Genomic DNA, 15,809 nt, shown 5'->3' on the forward strand with positions numbered 1-15,809 from the left:
TACCTGGCGCAAAAACCGGTCGAGCGCCGTGGACCGGGTGCTACGCGAGTGCCAATGCAACGACGCAGGTTCGCGATAACCCGCAACGTTAAAACTGGACTCCTATCAACCTCAACGTCGGCCAAGGCCAAAATGAGTCGATTCTAGAAACGGGAAAAATCAAATCAGTACTGAACGATTGGGATATAAATCAAGTCTCTAAATCCACCCCTTCCTTGCAGTCCGGGTCGAACAGGAAAATCCTGAAGACCTGGAAGACCCTGTGCGAGGCTGGTCGACATTTCGAACCGACGAGATTGGCTATATGCGAACCATCCCACTGAAATCGTTCAAGCCAATCGGATGTGCCGAGTGCCGCAACCCTGACGGCCTGGGATTCGACTTCACCATGGCGTTTCAACCCATCTTCAACGTCACCACCGGAAAGCCTTATGCCTACGAGGCTCTGGTTCGGGGCCTTGATGGGCAGTCGGCGGCCAGCATCCTGGCCAGGGTCAATGAAACCAACCGCTATCGGTTCGACCAGGCGTGCCGGGTCAAGGCGATCGAGTTGGCGGCACAACTCGGCATGCCGGCGATACCGGACTGCAAGCTGAGCATCAACTTTCTTCCCAACGCGGTCTACCGCGCCGAGACCTGTGTCCGCGCAACGCTGGAGGCCGCCAGTGAATGGGCATTCCCCATCGACCGGATCATGTTCGAAGTCACCGAAGGTGAGCAGGTCGAGGATCCCGATCATCTGAAATCCATCTTCCTCGAATACGAGCGCCAGGGGTTCACCACAGCAATCGATGATTTCGGCTCGGGGTATTCAGGCCTCAACCTGCTGGCCATGTTCCAGCCCCAGGTGCTGAAAATCGACATGGCGCTGACCCGCGGCATCGGCCAGGACAGTGTGCGACGCGCCATTGTCGAAGGGATCGTCCTGGTTGCCAGGCGCCTGGGCATCACCGTCATCGCGGAGGGTATCGAAACACGCGAGGAACGAGACGCCCTTGCAGCACTGGGTATCGAGTTGATGCAGGGGTACCTGTTCGCGAAACCGAGCATCGGCGTATTGCAATCGATGCCAACGGAGCTGATCTGAACGCTGGCTGGCCTCCGGAAACCCCATGAACGAAAAAGCCCGCTGACCGTCACCGGCAGCGAGCCATTTCATCTTTCAATCGCCTTGAAGCGCGCCCGGGTTTGCTGATCAAGCGAGCTGCCGGCGAGTCACTGCTGTCCCCAGCCGACGATGCCCTTGATCTCCAGGAAGTCATGGATGCCCCACCCCGCATACTCGCGTCCGTTACCCGACTGCTTGTAGCCACCGAAGGGTGCGAAGGTGTCCCAGCTTGGGTAGTTCAGGTAGACCGAGCCGGCCCGCATGCGACCGGCGACGGCGCGGGCTTTTTCGAGATCCCGTGACTGCACGTAGGCCGCCAGGCCGTAGACCGTGTCGTTGGCCATCTCGATCGCCTGTTCCAGCGTGTCATAGGGCATGATCGACAGCACCGGACCGAAGATTTCCTCGCGGGCGATGGTCATGTGCGGCGTGACGTTGCCGAACACGGTCGGTCGCACGTAATAGCCCTTGTCCAGCCCGTCAGGCCGCCCGAGGCCGCCGGCGACCAGCGTGGCGCCCTCTTCGATGCCGCTGGCGATCAGCCCCTGGATCTTGTTGAACTGTGCCTCGCTGATGACCGGCCCCAGATTGGTTTTTTCGTCCAGCGGGCTGCCGGTGACCAATTGCCCGGCAGTCAGCCTGGCGATCTCCAGCGCGCGGGCATGCAGGCTGGCCGGCACCAGCATGCGGGTCGGCGCGTCGCAGGATTGCCCGGAGTTGGAGAAACAGCCCTGCACGCCCTTGGCCACCGCCACGTCGAGGTCGGCGTCCTCGAGCAGGATATTGGCCGACTTGCCGCCCAGTTCCTGGGCCACGCGCTTGACGGTATCGGCCGCCGTCTTGGCGACGATGATGCCGGCGCGAGTGGAGCCGGTGAACGAGACCATGTCCACTTTCGGGTGGCTCGCCATGTGCTGGCCCACGTCGGGACCGGTGCCGTTGAGCAGGTTGAACACCCCCGCCGGCACGCCGGCCTCATGCAGGATCTCGGCAAAGATGATGCCGGTGAGCGGCGCGATTTCGCTGGGCTTGAGTACCACGGTGCAGCCGGCGGCGATGGCCGGCGCCACCTTGCAGACGATCTGGTTCAGCGGCCAGTTCCACGGCGTGATCAGGGCGCACACGCCAATGGCCTCGCGCACCACATGGGTGGCACCGTGCTGCTCGCTGAACCGGAAGTTTTCCAGGGCGCTGATGGTGGATTCCAGGTGCGCGCGACCGCTCCAGATCTGCGCATCACGGGCAAAATGCAGCGGTGCCCCCATCTCCTGGCTGACAGCCTTGACCAGGTCTTCGTAGCGCAGGTTGTACACACGCAGGATTTCCTTGAGCAGGGCCAGGCGTTCAGCAACGGACGTATTCGAAAACGCCGGGAAGGCCCGGGCAGCGGCCTCTACCGCCTTGTCGACATCCCGGGCGTCGCCCACGGCGATCTGGACGAACGCCTGCTCGGTGGCAGGATCGATCACGTCCAGGGTGTTGCCGGCCTGCGGGGCTACCCACTGGCCGTCGATGTAAAACTTCAATGCGTTGTTCATGTCTGTCTCCACGTGAGCAGGACGCCGCGTGAGGCTCATCGCCCACGCGACAGGATTGACCCGACCTTGGCCACTCAAGCGTTGCTGGGGAACGCGAACTGGGCGGTTTCATGGCTGGCACGGCGCGGCCAGCGCTGGGTGATGGCTTTCTTGCGCGTGTAGAAACGCACACCGTCAGGGCCGTAGGCATGCAGGTCGCCGAACAGCGAACGTTTCCAGCCACCGAAGCTGTGGTAGCTGACCGGCACCGGCAACGGCACGTTGACACCGACCATGCCCACCTCGATCTCGTCGCAGAACAACCGGGCCGCTTCGCCGTCGCGGGTGAAGATGCAGGTGCCGTTGCCGTATTCGTGCGCGTTGATCAACTGCATCGCCGCTTCCAGGCTCGGCACGCGGACGATGCACAGCACCGGGCCGAAAATCTCGTCGGTGTAGATGCTCATCTGCGCGGTCACCCGGTCGAACAGCGTGCCGCCAACGAAGAAGCCCTGTTCATGGCCGGCCACCACCAGGTCGCGACCGTCCACCAGCAGCGTGGCGCCCTGGGCGACGCCTGCGTCGATGTAGCCCTTGACCTTGTCCCGCGCAGCGCCGGTCACTAGCGGCCCCATGTCCAGGCCGCACGAGGTGCCCGCGCCGATCTTCAAGGCGCGCACCTGCGGCACCAGTTTTTCCACCAGCGCATCGGCGATCGCATCGCCCACGCAGACCGCCACCGACAACGCCATGCAGCGTTCGCCACAAGAGCCATAGGCCGCGCCCATCAGCGCGCCGACGGCATTGTCGAGGTCGGCGTCGGGCATCAGCACCGCGTGGTTCTTCGCCCCGCCAAGGGCCTGCACGCGCTTGCCGCGCCTGGTGCCTTCGCTGTAGATGTATTCGGCGATGGGCGTGGAGCCGACAAAGCTCAGCGCCTTGACGTGCGGCGACTCGATCAGGCCGTCGACCGCTTCCTTGTCGCCATGCACGACGCTCATGACGCCAGCGGGCAGCCCCGCCTGGATCAGCAGTTCGGCGATGTACAGGGTGGAACTGGGGTCGCGCTCGGAAGGCTTGAGGATGAAACAGTTGCCGCAGACGATGGCCAGCGGGTACATCCACAGCGGCACCATGGCCGGGAAGTTGAACGGCGTGATGCCGGCGACCACGCCCACCGGCTGCAGGTCGGTCCAGGCGTCGATGTGCGGGCCGACATTGCGGCTGTAGTCACCCTTGAGCAGCTCGGGTGCGCCGCAGGCGAACTCCACGTTCTCGATGCCACGCTTGAGTTCGCCTGCTGCGTCTTCGAGTGTCTTGCCGTGCTCTTCGCTGATCATCGCCGCGATGTCGGCTTCGTGTTGCTCCAGCAATTGCTTGAAGCGGTACATGATTTGCGCACGCTTGGCCGGCGGCGTATTACGCCACGCCGGGAAGGCAGTCCTGGCCGCCTCGATGGCCTGCTGCAGGGTGGCCGCATCGGCCAGCGCCACCTGCCTGACCACGGTGCCGGTGGACGGGTTGTAGACGTCAGCAGTGCGCCCGGTCCCCTGGACCCGCACACCGTTGATGAGATGAGGAACGATACTGCTCATGCATATTCTCCGATGCCGAAAGCCGGCTGTTCAGGGGCCGGTCAGGCCTTGACCGCTGCCTGCAGGGCGATTTCGACGAGGATGTTCTCCGCCGCCATGTTGGCCTCCACGGTGGCCCGTGCCGGCAGCGCGTCCTGCGGGATCCACTCGCGCCACACGGCGTTCATGGCGGCAAAGTCCTGCACGGCATGCTTGAGCCAGATCTGCGCGAACAGGATGTGCGACTTGTCGGAGCCGGCTTCGGCCAGCAGTGCATCGATCCGCGCCAGGACCTGGGCAGTCTGCCCGGAGACATCCTGGGTGCGGTCGGCCGGCACCTGGCCGGTGATGTAGACGATGCCGTTGTGCACCAGCGCGTGGCTGAGCAGGCCGGGGTTGGGTTGCAGACGAGTGATGGTCATGAGGTGATTCCTGTTGGGTGGTTGAATGCTGTTGAAGGTGAATAGCTCAGGCAATTTTCAGCACCGTGCGGCCCACCAACTGGCCCTGACGCATGCGCGCAAAGATGTCGTTGATGTCGTCCAGGCGCTCCAGGTTGACCTGGGCCTTGACCTGGCCGCGGGCGGCGAAGGCCACCGCCTCGTTGAGGTCCTGCCGGGTGCCGATGTTCGAGCCGGTGATGGACAGCTCCCAGCCGCTGATGCTGGAGATCGATGCGCGCACCGTATCGGCATCGCCACCGGGCAAGCCGATGAACACCGCCGTGCCGCCAGGGCGCAGCATCTTCACCGACTGCTCGAAGGCGGCATTGGCAGTGGCCGTCACCAGTACCGCGTGGACGCCACCCGGGATGTGCCGCTTGAGGGTTTCCACCGGGTTGTCGAGGGCGTCGACCAGGCACTCGGCACCATAACTGCGTGCCAGTTCCAGCTTGTCGGCGGACACATCGATGGCCGCCACCCGCAAGCCCATGGCGACGGCATACTGCACCGCCACATGGCCCAGGCCGCCGATGCCCATGACCGCCACCCACTGCCCCGCCCGGGCACGGGAGCGCTTCAGGCCCCGGTATGTAGTCACTCCGGCGCAAAGGATGGGCGCCAGGGCGTACAGATCGACCCCCGGCTCGATGGTGGCGACAAAGGCGGCCGGCGCCACCATGTACTCGGCGTAGCCGCCCTGCTTGCTGTAGCCGGTGGATTCGCGCTGGGCGCAGATGGTTTCCATGCCGCCCAGGCAGAACTCGCAGGTGCCGCACGCGCTGTACATCCACGGCATGCCGACGGCTGCGCCGATCGGCGGTTCGCTGACACCGGCACCATGGGCCGCCACATGCCCGGTGATTTCATGACCGGGGATCAGCGGCAGCGTCGGCAATGCGGACCAGTCGCCGTCAATCGCATGCAGGTCGCTGTGGCACACGCCACAGGCCGCGATACGAATGAGGATTTCGCCGGGGCCGGGCTTCGGAATCGGCACTTGCTCGATACGCAGCGGCTCACCTACAGCGTGCAGGACCGCAGCCTTCATGGTCTGACTCATAACTCTCTCCTTCACGTACGCCTGGGTTTCGGGCAATGGGACACCTATACCGCCGGCCAGGGCCGGCAGCAGGGTGTGCGGGTGCAAGGGGTTCCCCGGGGCGTCAGCCCACGGGGCGTAAACTGCGCGTCGCGCTGGCTATGTTTCGGGCGGTGTTGATGACCTTGGGCGCCAGTTGGCTACGCGCGTCCTCGAGGGTCCAGCGGCTGAACGGCACGGAAATGTTGACCGCGCCCAACGGATAGCCATCGGCATTGACCACGGCGGCGGCAACGCTGATATCGCCGGCGAAGTACTCTTCCTGGGCATAGGCATACCCGGCGCTGCGGGCTTCGGCGACCAACGCACGCAGTTGGTCCAGTTCCGTCACCGTGCTGGCGGTATAGCCCTGACGCTCGGAGGCCATCAGGATCGCGTCGGACTCGTCTTCCGGCAGCGCTGCCAGGTAAGCACGGCCCGCCGATGTGCAGTACATGGGCAGGTGCCGGCCCAACGGCATGTGGATGGCAATCTGCTTGTGGCTTGGGAAACGTGCCACGTAGAGCATGTCCAACCCGCAGGGTTCGAGCAGGTTGCAGCTTTCCTCGACATTGCGGTTGAGCTCATGCAGATACGGATTGGAGCGCTCGATCAATTCGCTGGTCTGCAGATAGCCGGTGCCCAGGTCCAGCGACTTGGGCGCCAGGCGAAGACGCTTGGTCACAGGCTCCTTGTACAGATAGCCCAGCGCTTCGAGGGTAAAGGCGGAACGCTGCACGGTGCTTTTGTTCAGCCCCGTGTGTTCGGCCAGCTCGACCAGGCTCATGCTCGGCCGCCCGGCTCGGAATGCCGTCAGGATCGAAAGCCCTTTCGACAGGGCAGTGATGAAAAGTGGCGAGTCTTCCAGGGAACTCATGGATTTATCCTTATTCTGCAGCATCGGCATACGCATCACGGTACGTTTCAGGTTATGCGGGTTCGAGGGCGTACGGTACCCGTTTGGCTCGCTCATTCGAAATGACTCAGTACGATGCCAGGTTCTACCACTGGCCGGTTCAGTTCGAATCGGTCCACGGCGAACGGGCGCATGCGCTCGTCCACCTGCCCGCTGACAATTGCCTTGGCCAACAGCTCGCCGGCAGCCGGAGCGCCTGCGTGGCCATAACACCAGCCAGCGCTGACAAACAGCCCCGGCAACGCATGATGGGCGCCCAGCAGCGGCCCGAAATCCTTGGAGATGTGTACCAGCCCCGCCCATTGGCGCAGGATCCGGGCGTGGCCCAGTTGCGGAAACATCTCCAGATACGCCCGCGCGGTGGCTGCCATCACGGGCACATCGGCATTCAGGGTGTGTTGCGGGCGCTCGGCCACCTCGGCCCCTCCCACCACTTCCCCACGCGCGGTCTGATGCATATAGCAAAGCCGATCCAGCAACGCCACGGCCGGACCGATCAGGGGCCGCGTGGGTTCCAGCGCCATGGCCTCCAGGCGCATCGGGTAGCCATCCAGCGGTACTCCGGCCATCTGCGCCAGGGCATTGCTCTGGGCACCACCGGCCAGTACCAGGGTGTCGCTGGCAATCCGCTGGTCGCCGACCCGCACCCCGGCAACCCGCCCGGCGCTCTGGTCGATGGCGGTGACGCAGGTGCGATAGTGAATGCTTACGCCCCGGGCCTCGCACGCCCGGCGATAGGCGTGCATGGCGGCATGATGAGGCGCCACGCCACTGTCAGGCAGGTGCAACGCCGCGCTCACCCGTTCATGGGCCAGGGCGGGTAGCACTTCACGCAACCGGCCCGGTGTCAGCAGGTGGGAATGGATCCCGCATTCCTTGTGCACGGCCAGCGTGCGGTCGAGCAATCCGGCCGTGGCACTGCGCTCGCCCACCATGGTGTAGCCGCGGCGGGAATACATGACGTTCTCGCCCAGGCGCCTGGACAGGCCTTGCCACAATTCGCAGGAATGGGCGAAGAAACGTGTCCACTCGGGAGAGCTGAAGGCACCGCGAATCAGCGTACCGTTGCGGCCCGAGGCACCGCCCTGCCAGTAGCCGGCGTCGAGCACGAGAATGTCGCGCACGCCCAGTTCTGCCAGATAGAACGCCAGCGACAGGCCCTGGATCCCTGCGCCGACAATGATGATCGATGCCTTGGCAGGCAAAGGATTAGGCGTATTCATTTCAAAGGCTCGACTACATCGGCCAGGCCCGCGGCCTGAGCGACGCTCAGGGCCCGGCGTGGCGGGCGCAGCGTCGGCCTGGCCAGCAGCTCCAGGGCGATACCGCTTCGGGCACTGACCCAGGCGCGCAGCGAATCCCAGCAGGGTTGTCCCTGGCAAGGGCCCATGCCGCACGAAGTCAGGCGTTTGATCACTTCCAGATCGGTGATGCCCTGCTCTACCAGCGCTTGCACCTCATGGCTGGACACGTCGAAGCACGGGCACAACAAGGTGTGACGGGACGCTGGCGCCGCCACGGGCACCGGCTGGTCCGGCTCGGCGGCAGCCCCCACCACTTGCCAGTCGCAAGGGCGTTGCTCGCGCAACTGCAGCAAGCCTTCGGCGCGACCCTGGAAGGTCAGGCTGGCCTCTGTCAGCCAAGGGCCGGAATGTACCAGCGCATCGCAGGCAATGCGCTCGGCAAAATACGCTGCCTTGACCCTGTTGCGCCCCGCTACCCGACGCAAATCGCCCAACGGGCGCACCGCCACGACCTTCACGCCCAACTGGCGCAAGCGCCTGGCCAATGCCTCCTGATCACCGTTGCCCACCACGACCACCCGCTCGCCCGGCGCCACGGCCTGCTCACTGGCCATGATCAGGGCCGTGCGTGCCTCCATCACCCCCGGCAGCCACATACCGGGGACCACCGGCGGGCAGGCGCGCCGTCCGGTGGCGAGGACAATCTCCTCGGCTTCGAGCGCCAGCGCACCCAGGCTTGGGTCATGGGGCGCGCCCAGCAGCAGCTCGCCCTCGCGGTAGGCACCAAAAACCTCGACGCCCGTGACCAGTGTCACCCGCTCATCCAGGACTGGCCGAGCCAGGCCGGCGGCCCGGGCATACCGCGCCAGGTCATGACCACGGGTGACCAGCACCACATCCAGCCCTTGCGCAGCCGCCTCATTGGCCGCCGCGCAGCCGGCGGGCCCGCCACCGATCACCAGGCGCCCGGCGCTCAAGCGACGGGCCGGCGGCACTGCGACCTCCCCGGTGGGGGTGGCCGGCCTGGCCGACCCGGCGAGAAACGCCAGGATCGCTTCCCAACGCTGGAACAACGCCGTTCCACTGGGCACCAGGTTGGTGTGCTCGAAACCGCCCTGGATCCAGCCCGACGGAATCAGCCGCGACAGGCGCAACACATCGAACGCCGGGCTCGGCCAGCAGTTCTGCATCTCCACCCGCACTCCGGCCGCCACCGGGAACAAGTCCAGACGCACGTTGGGCACGCCATCCACCCGCGCGAGCACCCCGCTCAGGTAATTGCCCGAGTAGCCCAACGGCCGGTGGGATTTGCGCGTCCAGGCCAGCACCTTGATGCCGTTGGCCAACAAGGCCGCGGCCAGGCTTTCGCCCCGGCGTCCCTGAACCGGGCGACCGTTCCAGAAGAACCCGACCACCTCGCCGCTGGCGTGTTCGAGCCGCAGGTCGACACCCCTCATGCCGCCGCCCTCCGGGCCTTGCGCTGGGCCATGATGCTGATGCACAGCATGCTGATCGACAGCAGCGTCATCAGTGTCGCCACCACCGCGATCAGCGGATCGATCTCCGAGCGCAGCGAACTGAACATGCGCTTGGTCAGGGTGGAACTGTCACCGCCACTGATGAACAGCGAGATCACCGCTTCGTCCAGGGAGATGGCAAAGGCGAACATGGCGGCGGCGATCACCGAAAAGCGGATCTGCGGCAAGGTCACGTCGAAGAACGCCCGCAGCCGGGTCGCCCCGAGAATGCATGCGGCCTGCTCCAGGGTCATGTCGTAGCTGCGCAGGCCGGCGCTGACGTTGATTACCACGTAAGGCAGCGCCAACAGCGTGTGCGCCAGCACCAGGCCGGGGATGGTGTTGTTCATGTCCATGCGGGCATAGACGAAGAACAGGCCGATGGCGATGAAGATCGTCGGCACGATCATCGGCGCCATCAGCAGGCCACGCAGCACGCCCGTCAGCCGCGATTGGGTGACATGCAGCGAATACGCGGCCGCCGTGCCCAGCGTGGTGGCCAGCAGCATGGTCAGCGTCGCGGTGATCAGCGACACCACCGTCGCGCTGCGCCACTCCAGGGAGGCGAAATAGCTGAAGAACGGCTCGATGCTCAGCGACTTGGGCGGAAAACTCAGGTAGCGCGCATCGGACAGCGACATGGGAATCACGATCAGGGTCGGCAGGACCAGGAACAGCATGGTCGCCAGGACCAGCACGTACAGCCAGGAACCACGCAGGGCAGCCATCAGGGTTTGCTTGAATCCGATCATGATTTCACTCGCTGCGCCGGCTGAGGCCGGCGCCCTTCTTGACGATGAACAACATGAGCAGGGTGGCCAGCAACAGCACCACGCCCAGCGAAGACGCCGCTCCCCAGTTGGCATACATCGAGACATCGCTCTCGATCCGCATGGAGATCATCTGCACCTTGCCACCACCCAGCAGCGCAGGCGTGACATAGAAGCCCAGCGTGATCACGAATACCAGGGTGGCACCGGCCGCCAGCCCCGGCAGCGACAACGGCAGGAACACATCGCGAAAGGCCCGGGAAGGCGACGCGCCGAAGGTGGCCGCCGCCTGGTTGTAGATCGGGTCGATGCTCTTCATCGCGGCATACAGAGGCAGGATCATAAATGGCAGCATGATGTGCACCATGCCGATCACCGTGCCGGTCAGGTTATGCACCAGTGCCAGCGGCGTGTCGGTCAGGCCCAGGCTCATCAGCAGGTCGTTGGCGATACCGCGACGCTGCAGGATGATCAGCCACGCATAGGTACGCACCAGCAGCGAGGTCCACAGCGACACCAGCAGCAGCCCCATGGCCAGGTTGGCCAGCCAGCGCGCGCCCTTGACCATGAAGTAGGCGTAGGGGTAGCCGATCAGCACGCAGGCGATGGTGACAATGATGCTGATCTTGAAGGTCTGCACGAACGTCAGCACATAGATCGGCTCCAGCAGCCGGGTGTAGTTCTCCACCGTCAACTGGCCGTTGGCATCGAACAACGACAGCCAGAACAACCAGCCGATCGGCAGGACGAAGGTCAGCAGCACCAGCAGCAACGCAGGCAATCCCGAGCCGAACAGATACCAGCGGTGACGCCGCTCGGCACTGCGCAAGCGACGGGCATTCAACGCGTCCAGATCGCCAATGCTCATGGTTCGTCTCCAACCACCAGGGTGTCCTGCGGGTGCAGGCCAAGCACCACGGCCTCGCCACGGGCTGGCAGGCGGCCGCTTTCGGAGCTGCGGGTCGGCCGGCGGATGGCGACCGACATGCCCTCGCCCAGGTCGATCTGCACCAGTTGGCTCTCACCCTGGAAAATCACATCGGTGACATGGCCGTAAAGTTGGTTGTACCCAGTGGCATCGGCCGAAACGAATTGCAGTTTTTCCGGACGAACCACCAGGCTAGGGTTCTTGAGCCCGGCCACCGCGCTGACAGTGGCCAGGGAACGCCCCTGGAATCGAGCGCCCCCTTCGTGCGGCACCACCGGCAGGCAGGACGACTCGCCGACGAACTCTGCAACGAAGCGATTGGCCGGGCGCTCGTAGAGGTTCACCGGCGTATCGATCTGGCGAATCCTGCCCTTGCTCATCACCGCAATGCGGTCGGACATGGTCAAGGCTTCGCGCTGGTCATGGGTCACGTAGACTACGGTCATGCCCAGGCGCTCATGCAAGCGGCGCAGTTCCAGTTGCATGGTTTCCCGCAGGCGTTTGTCGAGCGCCGACAGCGGCTCATCCATCAACAGGATCTTCGGCTCGAAGACGATGGCCCGGGCCAGGGCAATCCGCTGGCGCTGACCACCCGACATCTCGGTGATATTTCGCTCGATCAAATGGTCGAGCTCTACCGTGGCCAATGCCTGCTCCACCCGCTGGCGAATTTCAGCGCGTGCGTAAGCGCGCAGCTTCAGCGGGTAGGCGACGTTCTGGAACACGTTCATGTGCGGGAACAGTGCGTAGCTCTGGAACATCATGCCGACATCGCGTTTGTGGGGCGGCTCGAAAATCATCTCCCGACCGCCAAAGCGAATACTGCCGGCGTCAGGGCGAACAAAACCGGCCAGCGCCATCAGCAGCGTGGTCTTGCCGGACCCCGAGGAACCGAGCAGAGAAAGGAATTCGCCACTCTTGATCGAGAGTGAGACATCATCCAACGCAGCAAAGCTGTCGTAGGTCTTGGTAAGGTTCTCGATGTCGATCGACATCGAAAGTTTAGGGTCTTCGGACATACACACACTCGGCACAAACGGGCAACTTCAGCCCTTTTTATTGAAGCAGGGACGCCGAGGCGCCCTTCCTTACTTCGCGTCTGGCAGCAACCGTCAATGCGCCAGGAACAAGGCGAAGCGCTGGCGAACGGCAGCTTGATTGCTTATCCACCACTCGGGAGACACCGAGACCACCTTGTCGATGTTCTGCGGCGAGGTGGGCAGGCGTGCCGCCAGCTCCTCGGTGATCGCCGGCTCCTGGTATGCCTGGCTGTTGACCGGCGAGTAGGGAATGAGCGTCGCCAGGGCTGCCTGGCTCTGCGGCGTCATGATGTGGGCGATCAGCTTCATTGCCAGGTCCTTGTTGGCCGCCCCCTTGGGAACGATCAGGCAGTCATGGCTCAACAGGGCGCCGTCGAAGCTGTAGTTCACCTTCTCGCCGCTGGACTTGACATCATTCACCCGTCCGTTCCAGATCGCCAGGAAGTCGACCTCGCGGCTGCGCAACAGCTGCGCCGAGTCGGCACCGGCACTCCACCAGTTGACCACCTGTGGCTTGATCCGCTCGAGCACCTTGATGGCGCGCTCGACATCCAGCGGATACAGGTCTTTCGGCGCAACGCCGTCACCCAGCAACGCCGCCTCCATGGTCAACCAGGGTTGCCGATACAGGGCACGGGCGCCCTTGACCTGCGGATCGAAAAACTGCTGCCAGTTCTTCGCCACGGGAGCACCGGTGTCATCGGCCCAAGCCACGACGGTGGCGTAGGCATGGCTGGCGATCCAGTGACTGCTGACCACGCTCTTGTCGACGTGAGTCGCATCGATCACCGAGTAGTCGAGGGGTTCGACCAGGCCTTCCTGCTGGGCCTGGGCGCACTCCGTGCTGCCCAGCTCCACGACATCCCATTTCGGCTTGCCCGACATGACCTGGGCGCGCACCGCCGCCAGGCCATCCATGTTGTCTTCTTTGATCGTCACGCCCAGCACCTTGGCCGCAGGCTCCAGGTAGGCCTTGCGCTCGGCATCCTGCAATGCTCCACCCCAGCCCGAAAACGTCAGGCTGTCGGCCAGCGCGGTACAGCTTGCGGCCAGGGCCAATGCGGCCACGACGGCCGTATGCAAAGTTTTCCTCTTGAAACCGGACATACCCGAGCCTCCCATCAATTCTGGATGAACAAGTCAAAACGACGCTGGACTTCCGCCTGGTGCGCCTGCCACCAGACCGGGTCGAAGAACACCACCTTGTCGACGTTCGCAGGTGCGGTTGGCAAGGTCGCGGCCATGGCGGGCGGGATGATGTCGGTGTCGTAGGCCTTGACGTTGATGGGCGGGTTTGGAATCAGGGTGACCAGTGTCGCCTGGCTTTCCGGCTTCATGATCTGCGCAATCAGCTTCATGGCCAGTTCCTTGTTCGGCGCGCCCTTGGGCACGACCACACAGTCGTAGTCGAGCAGCGCGTGATCATAGGTGTAGTCGACGTTCTCGCCGGACTTCTTCAGGTCTTCGACCCGCGAGGCCCAGATCGCCAGGGCATCCACTTCGCGGCTGCGCAGCAATTGCGCGGAGTCGGTACCGCTGCGCCACCAGTTGACCACCTGCGGCTTGATACGCTCCAGCACCTTGAAGGCACGGTCGACATCCAATGGATAAAGAGCCTTGGGGGACACACCGTCAGCGATCAGGGCCAGCTCCAGCGTGGTATAGGGCTGGCGATACATGGCGCGGGAGGCCTTGACCTGGGGATCGAAGAACTCCTTCCAGGTTTTTGGCGCATTGCCGTTGGCATCGTTGGCCCAGGCCAACACGGTGGAGTAGGCATTGCTGGCGATCCAGTTCTTGCCGTAGAAATTGGCTGCCACGCCTTCGGTGCTGATCACCGAGTAATCGAGGGGTTCGGTCAGGCCCTGTTCCTGGGCGAGCACGCAATCATTGGAGGCCAGCTCGACCACGTCCCACTTCGGCTTGCCCGACATCACCTGGGCACGCACTGCGGCCAGACCGTCCATGTTGTCTTCCTGGATCCTGATCCCCAGGGCCGCCTCTGCCGGTTTGAGATAGGCCTTGCGTTCAGCGTCCTGCAACGCCCCGCCCCAACCAGCGAATGTAACGGTACCCGCAGCCTGCACAGGGGCCACGGAACACACGGACAAGGCCAGCGCCACGCCAGCCAAGCGCTTATTGATCGAATGCATTTTCAACTCCTGAGTTATTTTAGTTAGACAGTTGAATCGAACGCGGGGCGAAATCACCCGAACCACTCTTTTTATAATGACGGAGGCAGCACTTGTGCCTCTCTAATTCCGGCCTCTACCGCAAACATACGGGATGCGAAAAGCCTATTGGGAATCCTTGAAGCGATACCAGGCGTAGGTCATGCGTTGCCCCAACCGCAGGAACGGCTGGAAGGGGAAACGCTTGGGAACCTGGTGCAGGAAATCGATCGAGGTGGGCTGCGTTGTCCCCGTCAGCATCTGCGCCAGGCGCTTGCCGGTCTGCACCGAGAACGACACACCGCTACCGGCATAACCACCACCGGCGTACACGTTGTCGAGCCCCGGCACCCGGCAGATGAAGGGCAGCGAGTTTTCGCTGACCGCGACCCAGCCGCCCCAGTTGTAATCCACTTCAATACCGGCCAGTACCGGAAACTTGCGGCACAGCGCGTCGTGCAGGTTCTGCCTGTGACGAGGATCGTCCGCCTCCCGACCGGTGATGGCGCTGCGTCCACCGAACAAAATGCGGTCGTCCGGCAGGCGTCGGTAATACGAGAGCAGGTTGCGGGTATCGAACATGCATTCGCTGCCTGGAAGGCTGAGCCGCTTCTCTTCCGAAGTCAGGGGGCGGGTCACGATGATTTGCGAATGAACCGGCAGCACACGTCCGGCAGTGGCCCTGTTCAGTGCTGGCGAGGTGTAGCCATTGGTCGCCACCACGACCTTGCGGGCCGTGACCACACCACCAGGCGTGACCAAACGATGAACACCGTTGCTGCTGTGCCACTCCATCACCGGTGACGAGGTATGCACCCTGGCACCGGCCGTGCGCGCCATGCGGTGAAGCCCCCAGGCCAGCTTGAGTGGGTGCATGGAAAACCCGTCCGGCATATACAAGGCACCGAATGCTTCGGCGCCGCTGTGCACCGAATGCACCTGGCTGCCACTGACAAACTCGGCGCGGTAGTTCAATACATCGTTGTACAGGCCCACCTCGTGCTTGAGTGCCTCGACGTGTGACGCATGGCTCGCCACCTTGTAGACGCCATCGGGCTGAGGATCGCAGGCGATCGCTCCGTCGCGGATCAGTCCGCGAACGGTGTTGAGCCCGTCGGACATCTCCTCGAAATAGGCCTTGGCCCTGGTTGCGCCGTAGCGCTTGATCAACTGTGCCAGCGGCACACGACCACCGGAAATACGCGCAAAACTGCCATTACGACCGCTGCACCCCCAGGCCACCTGATTCGCCTCCAGCACCACGGCATTGATCCCATGATCACGAGCCAGATGCAGCGCGCAACTGAGCCCCGTGTAGCCGGCCCCGATGATGGCAACCTCTACATCGACTGCACCCGAGATCGGGCCATCGTCATCCGGGGCCTCACCCGCTGTATCAACCCAATAGGAGGGCGAATGTGGCATTCCTGCGCCAGGGGTAGCATTGACAAGAGGATCGTACAATTTAGACTCCGTATCGCTGTGCGATTCTACAAAATCACT

Annotated in this window: 14 protein-coding genes; 1 reads left to right on the forward strand and 13 read right to left on the reverse strand. The window is 63.7% G+C overall.

Features of this window, described 5'->3' with window-relative positions; all coding sequences use genetic code 11:
- Positions 1-304 precede the first annotated feature (304 nt).
- Positions 305-1,087: an EAL domain-containing protein gene (locus tag ACPFMA_RS21150; protein ID WP_425930615.1), complete on the forward strand. Its 783-nt coding sequence runs from the start codon at positions 305-307 to the stop codon at positions 1,085-1,087.
- A 128-nt stretch (positions 1,088-1,215) separates the two neighbouring features.
- Here ACPFMA_RS21150 and ACPFMA_RS21155 read toward each other — a convergent pair whose 3' ends face one another.
- From ACPFMA_RS21155 to ACPFMA_RS21215, 13 genes are all read right to left on the reverse strand, one after another.
- Positions 1,216-2,646 (reverse strand): aldehyde dehydrogenase family protein, encoded by a 1,431-nt coding sequence (locus ACPFMA_RS21155; protein WP_420057976.1) that lies wholly within the window; start codon positions 2,644-2,646, stop codon positions 1,216-1,218.
- Between the two features lie 74 nt (positions 2,647-2,720).
- Positions 2,721-4,220 (reverse strand): CoA-acylating methylmalonate-semialdehyde dehydrogenase, encoded by a 1,500-nt coding sequence (locus ACPFMA_RS21160; protein WP_425928607.1) that lies wholly within the window; start codon positions 4,218-4,220, stop codon positions 2,721-2,723.
- A gap of 41 nt (positions 4,221-4,261) precedes the next feature.
- Positions 4,262-4,621, reverse strand: a complete 360-nt coding sequence (locus tag ACPFMA_RS21165) for a RidA family protein (protein ID WP_009399638.1) — start codon at positions 4,619-4,621, stop codon at positions 4,262-4,264.
- 46 nt (positions 4,622-4,667) lie between these two features.
- Complete coding sequence (locus tag ACPFMA_RS21170; RefSeq protein WP_420057970.1) at positions 4,668-5,702, reverse strand: zinc-dependent alcohol dehydrogenase; 1,035 nt, start codon at positions 5,700-5,702, stop codon at positions 4,668-4,670.
- Positions 5,703-5,805: 103 nt separating this feature from the next.
- Positions 5,806-6,597 carry an IclR family transcriptional regulator gene (locus tag ACPFMA_RS21175; protein ID WP_009399642.1) on the reverse strand — a complete coding sequence of 264 codons (792 nt, stop codon included), beginning with the start codon at positions 6,595-6,597 and terminating at the stop codon, positions 5,806-5,808.
- A 92-nt stretch (positions 6,598-6,689) separates the two neighbouring features.
- Positions 6,690-7,859 (reverse strand): NAD(P)/FAD-dependent oxidoreductase, encoded by a 1,170-nt coding sequence (locus ACPFMA_RS21180; RefSeq protein WP_425928608.1) that lies wholly within the window; start codon positions 7,857-7,859, stop codon positions 6,690-6,692.
- Positions 7,856-9,337 (reverse strand): 2Fe-2S iron-sulfur cluster-binding protein, encoded by a 1,482-nt coding sequence (locus tag ACPFMA_RS21185; protein WP_425928609.1) that lies wholly within the window; start codon positions 9,335-9,337, stop codon positions 7,856-7,858. The genes ACPFMA_RS21180 and ACPFMA_RS21185 overlap by 4 nt, the downstream gene beginning before the upstream one ends.
- Positions 9,334-10,149, reverse strand: coding sequence for an ABC transporter permease (locus ACPFMA_RS21190; protein WP_420057966.1), 816 nt, complete (start codon positions 10,147-10,149; stop codon positions 9,334-9,336). The genes ACPFMA_RS21185 and ACPFMA_RS21190 overlap by 4 nt, the downstream gene beginning before the upstream one ends.
- A gap of 4 nt (positions 10,150-10,153) precedes the next feature.
- Complete coding sequence (locus ACPFMA_RS21195) at positions 10,154-11,035, reverse strand: ABC transporter permease (RefSeq protein ID WP_009399650.1); 882 nt, start codon at positions 11,033-11,035, stop codon at positions 10,154-10,156.
- Positions 11,032-12,114, reverse strand: coding sequence for an ABC transporter ATP-binding protein (locus ACPFMA_RS21200; RefSeq protein WP_425928610.1), 1,083 nt, complete (start codon positions 12,112-12,114; stop codon positions 11,032-11,034). Before ACPFMA_RS21200 ends, ACPFMA_RS21195 begins: the two co-directional genes overlap by 4 nt.
- A gap of 93 nt (positions 12,115-12,207) precedes the next feature.
- A complete protein-coding gene (locus tag ACPFMA_RS21205) occupies positions 12,208-13,218 on the reverse strand; it encodes an ABC transporter substrate-binding protein (RefSeq protein WP_425928611.1) in 1,011 nt (336 codons plus the stop codon).
- 38 nt (positions 13,219-13,256) lie between these two features.
- Positions 13,257-14,288 (reverse strand): polyamine ABC transporter substrate-binding protein, encoded by a 1,032-nt coding sequence (locus ACPFMA_RS21210; protein WP_420057961.1) that lies wholly within the window; start codon positions 14,286-14,288, stop codon positions 13,257-13,259.
- Between the two features lie 144 nt (positions 14,289-14,432).
- Positions 14,433-15,770, reverse strand: coding sequence for an NAD(P)/FAD-dependent oxidoreductase (locus ACPFMA_RS21215; RefSeq protein ID WP_425928612.1), 1,338 nt, complete (start codon positions 15,768-15,770; stop codon positions 14,433-14,435).
- Between the last annotated feature and the right edge of the window lie 39 nt (positions 15,771-15,809).

Source organism: Pseudomonas sp. NyZ201, assembly GCF_049860765.1.
Taxonomy (GTDB): Bacteria; Pseudomonadota; Gammaproteobacteria; order Pseudomonadales; family Pseudomonadaceae; genus Aquipseudomonas; species Aquipseudomonas bharatica.